The organism is Xenorhabdus sp. Sc-CR9 (assembly GCF_963897815.1).
GTDB lineage: Bacteria > Pseudomonadota > Gammaproteobacteria > Enterobacterales > Enterobacteriaceae > Xenorhabdus.
Window position 1 is genome coordinate 1 of sequence record NZ_CAWQTY010000033.1, and the last position, 16793, is coordinate 16793.

Below are 16793 nucleotides of genomic sequence, written 5' to 3' on the forward strand. Positions count from 1 at the left end.
CTATACCCATTGGATTTCAAGATGCAGCGCGACGGCAAGGGAATGACAAATTCGTCGGGAACGAATTTGCCCAGCCAAAGGCTGGCCTCCGGTGAAAGGCAGGAGCCTTTCATTAATCCCCTGGAGCATAGATAACTATGTGACCGGGGTGAGTGAACGCAGCCAACAAAGCTGCAACTTGAAAGACGACAGGTATAAACTATCTATATCCAATATGTTTCGAATTATTGCGTAACGGCAAGAGAATGAATCCTCAGGTGCATGTACCTAATGAATTTCGAGTTGCAGCCAATAATAAGCTGTAGTTTGAAAGAGGAAATAATAAGAAATAGAAATGAATATGCTTTTATAATAAAGGGTTAAAAATAACCCTTTATTATTTAGTTTCTTAAAGTAATTAACGCTTTTTCAAATGTTCTATCAAACGCTTACGCTTACGAAGCTGAGTTGCCGTCAACGCATTTTTCTTACCTGCGTAAGGGTTAGCTCCTTCTTTAAATTGGATGCGAATAGGTGTTCCCATCACTTTTAAAGAACGGCGGAAATAGTTCATCAAATAACGCTTATAAGAATCAGGTAAATCTGTCACCTGATTACCGTGGATAACAACGATAGGTGGATTGTAGCCCCCTGCATGAGCGTATTTCATTTTCACCCTACGACCACGGATCATCGGCGGTTGATGATCGTCTTCTGCCATACGCATAATGCGAGTCAGCAAAGACGTGTTCACACGACGGGTCGCACTTTCATAGGCTTCCAGAATTGATTCAAATAAATTACCGACACCACTGCCATGCAGCGCAGAAATAAAGTGAACACGGGCAAAATCAACAAATCCCAGACGCAGATCCAGCATGTCCTTAACGTGATCTTTATCTTCCTGACTCATGCCATCCCATTTGTTGACAGCGATAACCAGTGAACGACCACTATTAAGAATAAAACCAAGCAGAGAAAGATCCTGATCTGAAATACCTTCGCGGGCATCAACTACCAATAATACGACATTGGCATCTTCAATCGCCTGAAGTGTTTTGATAACAGAAAATTTCTCTACAGTTTCAGTGACTTTTCCACGTTTACGAACACCTGCGGTATCAATCAGAATATATTCACGGCCATCACGCTCCATGGGAATATATATGCTGTCGCGGGTTGTACCGGGCATGTCATACACAACAACACGCTCTTCCCCCAGAATACGGTTGGTTAATGTAGATTTTCCCACATTTGGGCGACCAACAATCGCAAGCTTTAAAGGTAAAGTAGTAGGATCGAAGTCTTCCTCCGGCTCCTCTTCAACAGAAGCATCCAATTCAGCCTGTTCTATCTCTGCCCAATAAGCAGCATTGGCTTCTTCTTCAGTTAATTCGACTTCTTCTGTTTCCTCTTTATCGGAAAAAGGCAGTAATACCCGTTCAATCAGTTGCGTGACTCCACGACCGTGAGAAGCCGCGATGGAATAAATGTCGCCCAATCCCAGTGAATAAAATTCTGCAATAGATGTTTCAATATCAATGCCATCAGTCTTGTTCGCTACCAGAAAGGTTGCTTTTTCACGACTACGCAGATGCTTTGCAATCCCATGATCTGCTGGCATCAACCCTGATCTGGCGTCAACCATGAATAGAACGATATCGGCTTCTTCGATAGCCATCAAAGATTGCGTAGCCATATGGGTTTCTACACCCTCTTCCATACCATCAATACCTCCCGTATCAATGATAATGAACTCCTGCCCTTCAACCTCTGCCCGTCCATATTTACGATCACGGGTTAAGCCAGGGAAATCCGCTACCAGCGCATCTCTGGTCCGGGTTAATCGGTTAAATAAGGTGGACTTTCCAACATTGGGGCGCCCAACCAGCGCAATGACAGGTATCATTTTTGATGCCTCATGACTCAATTTAAATCTATATCCTGCTGAAAATGAAAGAACTCAACGTTGTTCACTACAAAATTAACCACAACAGCATTGTCCATTACAACATCGTCCACGACAACAGGATATTAAAAAGACGAAACGGCCCCTGTTACTGTCAGCACAGGAGCCGTGTAAAGTTTTGTGCCACTATCTATATTCCCTTTATCTTTCAAGCTACAGCGTTATTATTGGCTGCAACTCAAAATCCATTGGGATAGCCTTAACACATGTTTTGGAATTAGCGGGTATACAGGTAAACTGTCCCGTCCTTCGCTTGTACCATCAGTTTATCACTAGCAACAACCGGGCGGCTCAACAGGCCAGAACCATCAACCTTATGCTGAGCTACAAATTTGCCATCAGCCATATTCAACCAATGCAAATAACCTTCGCTATCTCCTACAACCAGATAACCATTATACATTTCTGGTGCAGTCAGGTGACGGTGCAAAAGATCACTTTGTGCCCATAATGTAACGCCATCACTTTTGCGCAGAGACAAAATACGGTCGTCCTGATCAACAATAAAAATATTGTCATCAGTTACAACCATATCATTCACAGAGCCTAAGTCACGTTTCCAGATAATCTGGCCTGAACGCATATCCATTGCAACTAAATTGCCGTTATAAGCAATGGCGTAAATAACATTGTCAGAAATGACGGGAGTCATATCAACATCATTCAGGCGATCAATTTCGGTAGAACCCGTTACCTGCGAAATACGCTGCTGCCAAATCAGCTCGCCCTGAGAGAGCAAAACTGCACTGATACGACCATTATCACCGCCTACAACCGCTGCACCGTAAGCTACAGCAGGAGCCGATTCACCACGAACTGATAACGGCGGTGTATCCATATTGACTGACCACACGATACTGCCGTCTGTTTCTTTCAATGCCTGCAACATGCCGTTGCCAGTATGAATCAAGACAAGTCCACTCTCTACCACAGGACGTGACAAGGCTTCACCGGCAACCGTTGATTCCCATTCAACTTTGCCGTTTTCTGTATCCAGTGCGATGACTTTTGCCTTTTCTGTACCAACATAAAGGCGATCATCAAATACCGTCAAACCACCGGAAAGCAGTGCCGGCAAGTTGGATGACAAAAAACCTGTTTTCTCGGACAAATTAGTTGCCCACAATTCTTTGCCACTATCTATGTCCAGCGCTTTGACAACACCGTCGCGATCAGCAACATAAACTGTTGAACCCTGCCAAGCTGGTGATAAGCGAGAGTAATAGTGCCCGATGCCGTTCCCAACGGACTTATCCCAAACAACACGGGGATTGAATTGATTTTCAATCTTCGGTAACGGTGACATTTCTACCGTATCCTGTTCGCTCGAACAACCAGCCAGCAGAACAGAAGCAACCAGCCCAACCAAGAGTGTTTTTCGCAGTTGCATTAGAAGTTATTAGCTCCCTTAGTTGGATAAGTTATTAAATTTAATTTTAATGGAATCTTTCATTACCTGAGGGCCTTCTGATTCAAGCCCTTTGGAATATGCTGCACGCGCACCAGCAATATCGCCTTTTTTCGCCAGAATATCTCCACGGAGATCTTCCGTCGCAACCACCCAGCCTTTACCTTTGACCTGTTCCAGTGTTTTCAATGCAGCATCTGTTTTATCTTCCGCCAATTGAACCCTGGCTAAACGCAGGTTCGAAATAGCTCGCATGTCCTCATCTTTGGCTTTGCCAGATGCGGTTAGCAAATTTTTCTCAGCCTGAGCCAAATCATTTTTTTCAACAGCACGTTTTGCCAGTTCCAGATCAGCCATCACACCGTAGATGTTATCCGTTGTATTAGCGAATTTTTCTGCGGCTGCAATGCTTTCTTTTGATCCCGACGCCAGCGATGTGTTCAACGCCTCAAATTCCGCTGCTGTCTCATATAATTGGTTTGTTTGATGAGTCTGCCAATAACGCCAGCCAATCAAAACCCCAATGCCCAGAACTAAACCAACAGCAATATATTTACCGTTGGTGGCGAAAAAACGCTTTATTGCGTCAACTTGTTCAGTTTCAGTGGTATAGACTTCCACAGAGTCTTTCTCCTTAGCCTAACAATTCGGTCAAACGCGCTGCGATCGTTTGTTGTGGCAACGTTTCTTGTTCACCGTTACGTAAATCTTTCACCGTGATATTGCCTGCCTGAATTTCGTCTTCTCCAAGGATCAGGGCAACTTTGGCTCCATGCTTACCTGCACGTACCAGCTGTTTTTTAAAGTTACCACCACCATGATTGGTCATCAGACGTAATTCTGGTAGTTGATCGCGGATCTTCTCTGCCAGTATCAATGCTGCCTGCTGGCTACCTTCACCAAAGGAAGAAAGATAAACATCAGCAACTGTCAGATCTGCAACAAAGTCAGGATTGACTTCCTGAACTAACAGAACCATACGTTCCATGCCCATTGCAAAACCCACTGCCGGTGTTGCCTTTCCGCCTAATTGCTCAACCAGACCATCGTAACGACCACCTGCACAGATTGTTCCCTGAGCACCCAATGCGGATGTTATCCATTCAAAAACAGTACGGTTGTAGTAATCAAGACCACGAACCAGACGCTGGTTGATACGATATTTGATACCTGCGCTATTAAGGATCTGGCACAGGCCATCAAAATGCTCTCTTGATTCGGCATCAAGATAATCAAACAGTTCCGGTGCATCGTTAAGAAGTTGCTGAATTTCAGGATTTTTGGAATCCAGAACACGTAGTGGATTGGTATACATACGGCGCTGGCAGTCTTCGTCCAGTTTCTCTTTATGCTGTTCCAAAAATGCCACCAGAGCTTCACGGTAATTTGCACGTGCTTCCAGTGAACCAATAGAGTTAAGTTCAAGCGTCACATGGTCAGCAATACCTAACTCACGCCACCAGCGGGCAGTCATTAAAATCATTTCAGCATCAATATCCGGCCCTTGCAGACCAAATACTTCAGCACCTAACTGATGGAATTGGCGAGAGCGACCTTTTTGTGGACGCTCATAACGGAACATAGGCCCGATATACCATAAACGCTGTTCCTGATTGTACAGCAGACCATGCTGAATACCGGCACGAACACACCCAGCAGTATTTTCTGGGCGTAGGGTCAAACTTTCCCCATTACGGTCATCAAAGGTGTACATCTCTTTTTCGACAACATCGGTGACTTCCCCAATCGCACGTTTGAATAACGGGGTCTGCTCTACAATCGGTGTCCGAATTTCGCTAAAACCATAACCTGACAGCACACGTTTCACTGTAGATTCAATTCGTTGCCAAACGGCCGTTTCAACAGGGAGGCAATCGTTCATACCACGAATAGCTGGGATATTTTTTGTCACGTTTTATCTCTTATTAATATTTATACAATGGCGTCGATTATAAAAGCGAATACTCGCAAGGTTCAATCAGCAAGAAAAACTATAGCTACATACCCAATCAGATACCCGGATAAAGTTATATACTGGCTCGTAATAATACGGGCCAGCATCAGGCATATCATCCATCAAGCTGGTTAACGCTAATCCGATTATTGGCATCAAGGATAGAAGCTTTCGCTCGGATCTTGGCTTCAAGTTGATCAATCAGATCTTTATTATCAAGGCGTTCTTTCTGGCGAATGCCATCTTCATAAAAGCCACTTCTGGTTTTCGCTCCTGTAACACCAAGCGTTGAAACCTCTGCCTCTCCCGGGCCATTTACAACACAGCCAATGATCGAAACATCCATCGGAGTGATTAAATCTTCGAGACGTTGTTCAAGCGCATTCACTGTACCGATAACGTCAAATTCCTGACGTGAACAAGTCGGACAAGCAATGAAATTAATGCCTCTGGAACGGACGCGCAATGCTTTCAAAATATCAAAGCCGACTTTAACTTCTTCTACCGGATCTGCGGCCAAAGAGATGCGCAACGTGTCGCCGATCCCCTCTGACAACAACATTCCCAGACCAATTGAGGATTTAACCGCACCGGCCCGGGCACCCCCTGCTTCAGTAATTCCCAGATGCAAAGGTTGATCAATTTTTTGCGCCAGCAAACGATAAGCGCCAACGGCCAAAAAAACATCAGATGCTTTGACACTCACCTTGAACTGATCGAAGTTCAGGCGATCCAGAATATCTACATGGCGCATCGCTGATTCAACCAATGCCTCTGGTGTCGGTTCACCATATTTTTCCTGGAGATCTTTCTCCAGTGACCCACCATTAACGCCAATACGAATTGGAATGTTATGGTGGCTGGCGCAGTCCACAACCTGACGAATGCGTTCTTCGTTACCAATATTGCCGGGATTAATGCGTAGGCAATCCACACCATATTCTGCTACTTTCAACGCGATGCGGTAATCAAAGTGAATATCAGCCACAAGCGGGATATTGACCTGCTGTTTGATGGATTTGAAGGCTTCAGCCGCATCCATAGTTGGCACAGAAACACGAACAATATCCACACCTACACGTTCGAGCGCCCGGATCTGATTAACTGTCGCCCCAACATCAGTTGTCCGTGTGTTGGTCATTGATTGCACTGCGATGGGGGCGCCATCCCCTATAGGTACATTACCGACATAAATACGTGTGGACTTACGTCTTTTTATCGGTGATTCATTATGCATTTTTACATTACTCCCCTACATCCCTGTATTTTGTTTATAAAAATTACAACTATGCTGTGGTGAATAATACACACTGAGCTAAATAATACACACACAGGCGAACATGAATTCTTATTCTTCAATGTCCGCCCGAATCTTTGGCACAAGAAATTCGCCAGTGTTTATTTCAATGTCAGTTTGGCCGACACGCCCTTCTTAACAAAAGTACTGAGATCTACAGGTTTTCCCTGGAACTGAACCTTCACCTGAGCAGGTGCACCAATATTCAGTGAGTAGGATAATTCATCGGAAAACTTCAGACTTTCGCCTTTACTTTTGGTTCCGCTGAACAATATCTTACCTTTAGCGTTTTTGACTTCTAACCAGCATCTTCCATTAAAATTCATCATCAATTCGTTGCTGCTTACGGTCTTGATATTATTCACATCAGCCGATGATGTACTCACAGCAGAATTCGCTGAAGTTGTATTTGTTGTCGGTGGATTTACGGGCAACGTTACGGTTTTTGGCTCTGTTGCAGTAGATGCTGGAGCACTGGAAACAGCTGAAGTACCATTGTTTACTAAAGCACTATTCTTTATTGAAGCACTATCATTTACTGAAGCATCATTGTTTGCTCCAGTATTTGTCTGTGCTGGAGAAGCTTTTTCTTGTGATACTGGCTCTTGAGAGGTCTCTACAGATTGGCTTCCTTTCGGCTGTACAGATAAATTATCTGCCATAGTCGTTGAAGTGCCAAAATCATGTTCACCACTCCGCTCATGGGTACTAGATTGCTCTGCCATTGAAGTCAATTCTTTTTGCTGAGCTTTATAATTCTGCCACCACCATAGGCCTGTCATTCCCAATAACACAATGATGACAAACCATGTTATTTTCATTAACCAGCCATCACGTTTTTTACGTTTTTTCCCCGCCGAAAAACTTTGCATTGGAGAAACCTTCACGTTTTTGGTAGGCATTTGTTTGTCTAAAATGCTCAGGATTTCGGACTCAGGCACTTGGACAAGTTTTGCATAAGAACGAATATAGCCACGCAAGAATGTCGAAGTGAGATTTGACGGGATCGTATCTTCTTCGATATCACGAACAGTCGACAGTTTAAGACACAAACGATCTGCCACAATTTGCTGAGAAAGTTCAAATTTTTCACGAGCCTGGCGCAGAATCTGACCTGCTGTCAGATTGGCTTCTTCTGGGTAAGTTTCAGTCTTCATTAGCTAAGGACACTGGTACTGTTCTGGGTTAAAGAATTTACGCAAATTAACTTAATAGAGCACATAACTTAATTTGAGTAGCGAAATCATCTTATTACTGCATCAAATGCAGTAAATCATTTATCACAAATGTAGCAGCTTATACCTTTGATCTTTCAAGTTAGCTTTAGCCGCGCTCATTCACCCTTATCACATAGCGAACTGTGTTCTGGGGAATCAATTTCATTGCTGCCGCGCTGCAACTTGAAATCTATTGGGTATATGTTGCTTTCCACACTTCCCGTGACCAATTTTTTAGCTTCTTCATACTGCTTTTGTTCACAGAGAAAAGCATGGTAATGACGTACTACAGTATCACTTCCTGGCGCATACTGCATGGCCATTCTGTAATGCTGGCTGGCGGTTTCCGGCCGGCCTGCATATTGTTCATGCAGTGCCATCCCTAAATGTGCCTCTGGATGACGCGGCTCCGCCAGCAAGACTTTCTGAAAATGATATTTGGCAGCCGGTAAATCCCGTTCCACCAAATAAGCCTTTCCTAGCTGTAATCGTGTCTCTATGGCAACGATCTTTTGGCCGCGACGGGCTGAATGTTCCGCACAGCTCGTCAATAAGCTAAAACAAACTATAGACCAAATTATTATTGATTTCCGTATCATACCATTTTCATTTATAAGGATATGTCAAACTTTGCCAGATTTTTAGCCTAAAAATCGATATTAAACAAAAAATCAGACTGTTTTTACCTGAATAGGTTCACCCGTCAGGCGTTTTTTCAACGTCCGTTTTGTTCTATCAATCACTTCACCTGCAAGCTGTCCACACGCAGCATCAATATCATCACCTCTCGTTTTACGCACGATGGTTGTAAAACCATATTCCATCAAAACCTTGGAAAAACGATCGATCCGGCTGTTGGAACTACGCCCGTAAGGTGCTCCTGGGAACGGGTTCCACGGGATAAGATTGATTTTACTTGGCGTATCTTTCAGGCATTCCACCAACTGATGCGCTTGTTCAACACTATCATTGACGTGATCAAGCATAACGTATTCCACCGTGACACGCCCCTGATTAGCGTTGGATTTTGTCAGATAACGGCGTACACCTGCCAAGAACTCTTCAATGTTATATTTGCGGTTAATTGGCACGATTTCGTCACGAATATCATCGGTAGGTGCATGAAGGGAGATAGCCAGAGCAACGTCAATCATATCACCCAATTTATCCAGTGCAGGAACGACACCAGACGTTGACAATGTTACACGACGTTTTGACAGGCCAAAACCGAAATCATCCATCATGATTTCCATTGCTGGCACGACATTGTTCAAATTAAGTAACGGCTCTCCCATTCCCATCATAACTACGTTAGTGATAGGACGACGGCCACTGGATTTCAGTGAACCGATGATTTTGGCGGCACGCCAAACCTGACCGATAATTTCAGATACCCGCAGGTTACGGTTAAAACCCTGCTGGGCAGTAGAACAGAATTTACACTCTAAAGCACATCCCACCTGAGATGAGACACACAGTGTCGCGCGATCATCCTCTGGGATATAAACCGTTTCAACCTGTTGATCGCCAACAGTAATCGCCCATTTAATAGTACCATCAGATGAGCGTTGTTCTTCTGCAACTTCCGGTGCCTTGATTTCAGCAACTTGTTGCAGTTTCGCTCTGAGTACTTTATTGATATCTGTCATTTGCTCAAAGTCGTCATAGCAATAATGGTACATCCATTTCATTACCTGATCGGCACGAAAAGGTTTTTCACCCATATCGAGGAAAAATTGACGCATTTGCTTACGGTTAAGGTCGAGCAAATTAATTTTACCGTTTTTCTTTTCAGGAGTGACAGATACGGCGGAGGTTGAAGATGGTACGGTTTCGTTAAGTTGGGACATTTTTTACATCGCCTCGTTGTTACACTTTCGGCTCTGTGCTGATTTTATTTCAGCACTATATTTCAGCACTAAGTTTTCATGCGGTGACTGCCAATTCAATGGTCATTCTATTCCAATGATATTGGATTCCGACATATATTTCCTTCATCTTGCCAATTGCCATTTGTTGGCGGCGATTTAAAACCTATTGGGCATAGAATGTCGGTAAAATCGAACGAACATTGAAATAAAATAATAAACGCCCCACTAAATAAAATCAGTGAGGCGCGACATTGTACAAACTTTACTGTTTAGATGCTACGGGTAACTGAAGTCTCAGTAGCGAGGGAAAATCTCATCATCACTGAAGAAATAGGCAATTTCACGGTTTGCGGATTCGATAGAATCTGAACCATGGACAGCGTTTTCAGTAAAACTGTCTGCATAGTCTGCACGCAGAGTGCCAGCCAAGGCGTTATCGGGATTAGTTGCACCCATCAGATCACGGTGACGCTGAACTGCGTTTTCGCCTTCCAGAACCTGTACCGTAATTGGACCTGAGGTCATGAATTCCACCAGACCATCAAAGAAAGGACGGCCTTTGTGTTCAGCGTAAAAACCTTCTGCTTGTTCGCGGGTCAAATGCAGCATTTTGGCCGCAATGATTTTAAACCCTGCACTTTCAAAACGGGCATAGATAGAACCGATAACATCTTTCTTTACTGCGTTAGGTTTAATAATGGAAAAAGTACGTTCAATCGTCATTCGATAACCTCTTTGGCACTTTCAGCGATGATTCATTTTAATTTTTACGCCCCTGAGGAAAACTGAGGAGCAAATCTACCCTGTATCTGACAGGAATAAAAATAGGTGTTGATTATAGGAGGAGACTTTCTGCTTGCCTACAAAAAACACAATATTTTATTAAAACTTTCTTAGCGAAAATTATCATTTTTTAGCATAAATCACATTTTTACTCAGTTATGCACAACAAGATAACTCGAGTTAAACGGATTTATAGATATCTCACCTGAATATAGCCGGTAATATTATTTTTTATAGATATTCATATGATACAGGAATTAAAATATAGAGAAGATAAAAGAACGAGTTTTGGATACCTCTCGTAATATTGGTTTGCTCGTTGCAATCAAATTACAATAGGTCACAGGACAAACATTAATCGTTATATCTTCTTTGAGATGACAAGCAGATTGATTTTTATTGGTTGATCACAGGAATGGTATCCCGCAACCAGCTACCTAATTTGCGCTGGTAGAAAGGTTGGGTATGCTGAATCAGATAATGGCTGATCCCCCTTTCTTTTTCATCAAGCAGACAAAAGTCGACCGAGTCATCTTCGTCAAGGTACTCACAAGCCAGCTCACCCGCTTCTTGAATCATTAAGTTAATTTCATTTCCTGCCGTGGCTTCACTGAATTCCAAGCCAATTAATAAATTGGGCTTTTCATCCACACTTTTATCTTGGGCCATGACCAGAAAAGCACGCCGAATAGGTTTATGCTGTTTGAATAAATCAATCAACGCCTCAATAAGCCGAGCAGGTTGTTCCTCGGGCTGGCTGAGAGTAATTCTGCTTCCACTTGGAACCTTTATTTCGGTAACGGCAGGCCCATTTGACAAACTCATGAAAATCTCCGAACAGTGCTGTTTGAACTGAAGTTAAGCATGTTGAAAGGTTAAATCATAGCTCCTCTTATGAGGAGCTATCAAAATAGATGAATGAAGAGTGACTTAATTTAAGCTTTATTCCGCTTTAGCCAGCAATAAATTGGCAATAGTACGTACACCATATCCCGTTGCACCGGCTGCCCATTGTTCTACAGCAGACTTACGATAGGTTGCTGAACAGTCAATATGTACCCAACCTTTTTTGTAGTTCTCTACAAAGTGGGACAGGAATGCTGCCGCAGTACTTGCTCCCGCTGAATGTGAAGGTGACGCAATGTTGTTCAGTTCAGCAAAATTGGATGGCAATTGGCTGCGATGGAATTCATCCAGCGGTAAACGCCAGAACAATTCATTTTCGCTATCAGCCGCAGCCAATAACTCGGAGACCAATTGATCATCAAAGCTGAGTACAGAATGGTAATCGTTTCCGACCGCTGTTTTTGCGGCTCCGGTCAACGTTGCTGCATCAATAATCAGGGGAGCTTTTTCCGCACTGGCATCAATCAGGCCATCAGCCAGAACCAAACGCCCTTCTGCATCGGTATTCATGACTTCAACGGTTTTGCCGTTGCGATAGTGAATGATGTCACCCAATTTGAAAGCGTTGCTACTTACCATGTTGTCTGCAATACATAGGAACAGTTTTACACGATGCGTCAAGCCACGGCTGATTGCCAAAGCCAATGCACCTGTTAAAGTTGCCGAACCGCCCATATCCGATTTCATGGAATCCATAAAATTGGAAGGCTTAATGCTGTACCCACCGGAATCGAAAGTAATGCCTTTACCGACCAGACATGCAAAAACAGGTGCTTTTGCATCTTTTGTTGGATTGAAATCTAATGTCAGAAAAACAGGGTCACGGAAAGAACCACGACCGACAGTATGTACTCCCATGTATCCCTGTTCACGCAGATCATTTCCTTTGATGATTCGGTAACTGACTGCATCGCCCGCTACACCACTCAGTAAATCAATGGCACGCTTTGCAAGCTGTTCTGGCCCTAAATCTTCAGCTGGGAGGTTGACGGTATCGCGTACCCAATCAACAAATTTGATTCTTCTTTCCAATTCTTGTTTTTCCGTTACGGGCAGTTGAGGCCACTCAATTGTACGCAGCCCCTTAGGAGAACGGAAACCTAACCAGAATGACCAACTTTTTTCCAGATCCCAATCTTCGCCCACTAGAGCAACATTGCGGATTCCTTGCCCATCAATTTTACGTCCTGCGCGTTGGACTGCCCCTAACTTTCCATTGCCTTCCAGATGGATAGTCATCCCTTGCTCACTGGAACTGATTAGTGCTTTTTCACCCCAGCAAGCGTTAGCTGGCTCATAAGACAGTGTTATCGGCATGATTTGCTTTGTCATTTTTTCTCGCTTCTTATCTTATTTGTTGACTGTGTTACATCGCTTACCGTTTCAGTTATACAGTAAGAGGGATTAATAAAAAAACTGGCGTTTGCCAGTTTTTCATTAAATGCAGACTATGCCAAGCTATTGAGCAAGGATCAGTGAGGTTGCGCATTTTTTGTCTTAAGCAAATTTCACGCTACTCATATTCATCCAGCCATACCAACAAAATAGCTTCCAGTATTTTTTCGTTGGATTTCTGTGGATCATCCTCAAAACCATCCAGTTCACAAACCCATTCATGCATATCGGTGAACCGCACTGTTTTTGGATCCAAATCCGGAAATTTATCATACAGTGCTTCGCCAATATCACGGCTGTCAGACCATTTCATTTTCCGTTCTCCGTCAGTGCTCACGTGCATGGTTAATGGTGTATTTAGGGATTTCAACAATTAAATCCTCATCGGTCACTTTGGCCTGACAACTCAAACGACTTTCAGGCTCAAGCCCCCATGCTTTATCCAGCATGTCGTCTTCCAGTTCAGAGCTTTCCTCCAGTGAGTCAAACCCTTCTCTGACGATGCAGTGACAAGTGGTACACGCGCAAGATTTTTCACAAGCATGTTCAATCTCAATTCCATTACGCAGTGCAACATCCAGAATTGATTCGCCTTCCTGTGCGTCCAATACTGCACCTTCGGGGCAAAGTTCGTTATGAGGTAAAAATACAATTTTAGGCATAATTAAATTTCATCCACAGAGTGACCCGCCAAAGCCCGGCGGATTGATGTGTCCATACGACGCGCGGCAAATTCTTGCGTTTGCTTGTCCAATTGTTTAATTGCACTTTCAATCGCATCAGGGGACGTTCCCTGAGCACTGTCAATTAATATTTGCACAGCTGCATCAATGGCAACCTGCTCTTCTTCGCTCAGCAAATCAGCATCTTTTTCCAGCGCACTCGTCAAGCTTTCCAGAACCCGGGCTGCTTCAACTTTTTGCTCAGCCAATTTACGTGCCTCAAGATCGTCCTGCGCATTAGCCATAGAATCTTTCAGCATACGGGCAATTTCCTCATCCGATAAACCATAGGAAGGTTTTACCTGAATGGAAGCCTCAACACCGGTGGATTTTTCCAATGCGCTGACACTCAGCAAACCATCGGCATCGACCTGAAAAGTCACGCGAATGTGCGCACCACCAGCCGGTAACGGAGGAATACCGCGCAGTGTAAAACGCGCCAGTGAACGGCAATCATTGACCAATTCTCTTTCGCCTTGCACCACATGGATGCTCATGGCGCTTTGACCATCTTTGAATGTGGTGAATTCTTGCGCTTTTGCGACAGGAATAGTGGTATTACGTGGAATGACTTTTTCAACCAATCCACCCATTGTTTCCAAGCCAAGTGACAGTGGAATCACGTCCAATAACAGCATTTCACTGTCAGGTTTATTTCCGACCAGAATGTCTGCCTGAATTGCTGCACCCACAGCCACTACTTTATCCGGATCAATAGAGGTCAAAGGCTCTCGATCAAAAAATTCACCCACCATGCTGCGCACAAATGGCACTCGCGTTGAACCACCAACCATAACAACTTGCAGGACTTCATCTGCCGTTACGCCCGCGTCTTTCAGTGCCCGGCGGCAAGAAAGCAGGGTGCGTTTAATAAGAGACGTAATCAGCTCATTGAATTCAGTACGAGTAATGCTACCTTGCCAGCCAGCAATGCTGATTTCCGCGCTATCTGCTTCACTCAGGGTAATTTTGGCTTGAGTGGCAATATCCAATATTTGACGCTGCAATCCGTGATCGTTATCAATAATGCCAGCCTGCTCACGAATCCAATTTGCCAATAGCCAATCAAAATCATCACCGCCCAGCGCAGTATCGCCCCCTGTTGCCAACACTTCAAACACACCCCGGCTGAGGCGGAGAATAGAGACGTCGAAAGTTCCACCGCCCAGATCATAAACAGCAATGATGCCTTCCTGACCGGAATCAAGACCATAAGCAATGGCTGCGGCTGTCGGTTCATTCAAAAGACGCAAAACATGCAATCCCGCCAAACGTGCGGCATCTTTGGTCCCTTGACGCTGTGCATCATCAAAATAAGCAGGAACTGTGATAACAACCCCATCAAGTTTACCATCCAAGGTTTCTTCTGCCCGTTGTGTCAACGATTTGAGTATTTCAGAAGAAACCTGAATAGGATCGACCAAACCCGCTACAGTATTAATCAACGGCAAGCCGTTTTCACTCGCTTGAAGCTGATATGGCAGATTGGGATAACGCTTCTGAATATCAGCCAAAGAGCGTCCCATCATACGCTTGACTGAACTCACAGTATTGACAGGATCTGATGCAGCCTGTTGGCGGGCCTGCCAACCAACCAGAATCTCTTCTTTGCAATATTGTACAACGGAAGGAAGCAAGTGACGGTTTTCACTATCTGCCAGGGTTTCCGCCTGACCACTGCGGACAGTCGCAACCAGAGAGTGAGTTGTGCCAAGATCAATCCCCGCAGCCAGACGACGCTGATGCGGTGCAGCAGATAAACCAGGTTCGCTGATTTGTAATAAAGCCATGTGTGCCTCTTTAAATCTATTCAGCCGAAACTTATTCAGCTGAAATTCATTCAGCCAAAAGCTATTTGAATCAATGCCATTTAGCTAAAAATCATCCAGCAACCGTTCTTCAAGTTGTTCAACCTGCTGTTGCAATTTATCTAAAAAGCGTAATTTACGGACTGTATCGGCTGCAATTGACCATTCGGCAGCATTTAACTGCTGTTCCATCTGCTCACTACGAGTTTTAATCATTTTATTCAGGCGAGATGAAAAACCGGATAGCGCTGTTTCTGGATCTGAACTATGCTCAATGGCATCAAGCTCTTCGCGCAACTCCAGCTGCTGCATCAAGAAAACGGTATCCTGCATCGTGTGCTGTTCGTTGGATAGATCGAATCCTTGTTGAAACAGTATATATTCTGCGCGCTTCAGGGGATGTTTCAGCGTCTGGTAGCCAGCATTGATAGTTGCGGCTTGTTGAAGTGCCAGCGTTTTTTCACGTTCTGGCTGGGTGGCAAAACGATCAGGATGAAACTGACGTTGCAATTCCTGATAACGGGTTGCCAACAGTTCACGGTCGATCGCATAACACGCAGGCAGCCCAAATAAAGTAAAATAGTCCATAAGTTACTCTTGATTTCGCAAATTACATGGTTTCGCAAATTACATAGTTTCGTAAAGTACATAGTTTCGCAAAGTGCGGAGTCAAAAAACGGGGTTAAACGTGGAAACTTTCCCCACAGCCGCATTCGCTGGAAACGTTGGGGTTGTTGAATTTAAAGCCTTCGTTCAGGCCTTCTTGAACAAAATCCAACTCCGTACCATCAAGATAAAGGATGCTTTTACCGTCAATGATAACCTTCACGCCCTTATCTTCGAAAATTTGATCTTCTTCATTAACCACATCAGCAAATTCAAGCACATATGCCATACCTGAGCAGCCGGATGTTCTCACTCCCAAACGCAACCCGACACCTTTTCCCCGATTGTCGAGGAAGGACAAAATACGTTGGGCTGCACTTTCTGTCAGGGAAATTGACATACAACACCTCACTTTAAAACTAGTAAAGGTGGATATTGAATCAATATCCACCAGAATTATTTTCTATTCTTTTTGCGAAAAGAGTTATTTGGCTTGGCGCTTGCTTTTGTAATCAGCAATAGCGGCTTTGATCGCGTCTTCTGCCAAAATAGAGCAATGAATTTTCACTGGTGGCAGTTCTAACTCGTCAGCAATCTGAGTGTTTTTAATTTCCTCAGCCTGTTCTAACGATTTACCTTTCATCCATTCAGTGACCAAAGAGCTGGATGCAATCGCAGAGCCACAGCCATAGGTTTTAAAGCGTGCATCTTCAATGATGCCTGCATCGTTGACCTTGATTTGCAGACGCATGACGTCACCACAAGCCGGTGCTCCTACCATGCCACTGCCAACTGAAGGGTCTTCACTATCGAATGAGCCAACATTACGTGGGTTTTCGTAGTGATCAATTACTTTGTCGCTGTAAGCCATTTCGTTA

The 16793-nt window shown here is 44.1% G+C and carries 17 protein-coding genes; all 17 read right to left on the bottom strand.

From position 1 onward, the window contains the following. Positions 1-397: 397 nt before the first annotated feature. Positions 398-1888: a ribosome biogenesis GTPase Der gene (der, locus tag AACQ81_RS01615; protein WP_237386048.1), complete on the bottom strand. Its 1491-nt coding sequence runs from the start codon at positions 1886-1888 to the stop codon at positions 398-400. Positions 1889-2165: 277 nt separating this feature from the next. Beyond that, positions 2166-3338, bottom strand: a complete 1173-nt coding sequence (gene bamB, locus AACQ81_RS01620; RefSeq protein ID WP_237386049.1) for an outer membrane protein assembly factor BamB — start codon at positions 3336-3338, stop codon at positions 2166-2168. An 18-nt stretch (positions 3339-3356) separates the two neighbouring features. Further along, positions 3357-3977 (bottom strand): YfgM family protein, encoded by a 621-nt coding sequence (locus AACQ81_RS01625; protein ID WP_237386050.1) that lies wholly within the window; start codon positions 3975-3977, stop codon positions 3357-3359. Positions 3978-3990: 13 nt separating this feature from the next. Continuing rightward, positions 3991-5268: a histidine--tRNA ligase gene (hisS, locus tag AACQ81_RS01630; RefSeq protein ID WP_237386051.1), complete on the bottom strand. Its 1278-nt coding sequence runs from the start codon at positions 5266-5268 to the stop codon at positions 3991-3993. A gap of 157 nt (positions 5269-5425) precedes the next feature. Continuing rightward, entirely contained in the window at positions 5426-6547 is a 1122-nt protein-coding gene (gene ispG, locus AACQ81_RS01635) for a flavodoxin-dependent (E)-4-hydroxy-3-methylbut-2-enyl-diphosphate synthase (protein ID WP_237386052.1), read from the bottom strand. A 161-nt stretch (positions 6548-6708) separates the two neighbouring features. Next, on the bottom strand, positions 6709-7764 hold the full coding sequence (gene rodZ / locus AACQ81_RS01640) for a cytoskeleton protein RodZ (protein WP_237386053.1): 1056 nt from the start codon (positions 7762-7764) through the stop codon (positions 6709-6711). Between the two features lie 176 nt (positions 7765-7940). Beyond that, complete coding sequence (locus AACQ81_RS01645; protein ID WP_237386054.1) at positions 7941-8423, bottom strand: fimbrial assembly protein; 483 nt, start codon at positions 8421-8423, stop codon at positions 7941-7943. 72 nt (positions 8424-8495) lie between these two features. Further along, a complete protein-coding gene (locus AACQ81_RS01650; RefSeq protein ID WP_237386055.1) occupies positions 8496-9674 on the bottom strand; it encodes a bifunctional tRNA (adenosine(37)-C2)-methyltransferase TrmG/ribosomal RNA large subunit methyltransferase RlmN in 1179 nt (392 codons plus the stop codon). A gap of 315 nt (positions 9675-9989) precedes the next feature. After that, complete coding sequence (gene ndk / locus AACQ81_RS01655) at positions 9990-10418, bottom strand: nucleoside-diphosphate kinase (protein ID WP_237386056.1); 429 nt, start codon at positions 10416-10418, stop codon at positions 9990-9992. A 456-nt stretch (positions 10419-10874) separates the two neighbouring features. Further along, positions 10875-11303, bottom strand: coding sequence for an enhanced serine sensitivity protein SseB C-terminal domain-containing protein (locus tag AACQ81_RS01660; RefSeq protein WP_237386057.1), 429 nt, complete (start codon positions 11301-11303; stop codon positions 10875-10877). A 117-nt stretch (positions 11304-11420) separates the two neighbouring features. Further along, positions 11421-12716, bottom strand: coding sequence for an aminopeptidase PepB (gene pepB, locus AACQ81_RS01665; RefSeq protein WP_237386058.1), 1296 nt, complete (start codon positions 12714-12716; stop codon positions 11421-11423). 181 nt (positions 12717-12897) lie between these two features. Continuing rightward, a complete protein-coding gene (gene iscX, locus AACQ81_RS01670; RefSeq protein WP_237386059.1) occupies positions 12898-13092 on the bottom strand; it encodes a Fe-S cluster assembly protein IscX in 195 nt (64 codons plus the stop codon). Positions 13093-13105: 13 nt separating this feature from the next. After that, on the bottom strand, positions 13106-13441 hold the full coding sequence (gene fdx, locus AACQ81_RS01675; RefSeq protein WP_092550160.1) for an ISC system 2Fe-2S type ferredoxin: 336 nt from the start codon (positions 13439-13441) through the stop codon (positions 13106-13108). Between the two features lie 2 nt (positions 13442-13443). After that, positions 13444-15291: a Fe-S protein assembly chaperone HscA gene (gene hscA / locus AACQ81_RS01680; RefSeq protein ID WP_237386060.1), complete on the bottom strand. Its 1848-nt coding sequence runs from the start codon at positions 15289-15291 to the stop codon at positions 13444-13446. Positions 15292-15375: 84 nt separating this feature from the next. Then, the gene (gene hscB / locus AACQ81_RS01685; RefSeq protein WP_237386061.1) at positions 15376-15897 is read right to left on the bottom strand and encodes a co-chaperone HscB; all 522 of its coding nucleotides are present in this window, start codon (positions 15895-15897) and stop codon (positions 15376-15378) included. Positions 15898-15991: 94 nt separating this feature from the next. Beyond that, positions 15992-16315: an iron-sulfur cluster assembly protein IscA gene (iscA, locus tag AACQ81_RS01690; protein ID WP_237386062.1), complete on the bottom strand. Its 324-nt coding sequence runs from the start codon at positions 16313-16315 to the stop codon at positions 15992-15994. An 84-nt stretch (positions 16316-16399) separates the two neighbouring features. Then, entirely contained in the window at positions 16400-16786 is a 387-nt protein-coding gene (gene iscU, locus AACQ81_RS01695; protein WP_237386063.1) for a Fe-S cluster assembly scaffold IscU, read from the bottom strand. Between the last annotated feature and the right edge of the window lie 7 nt (positions 16787-16793).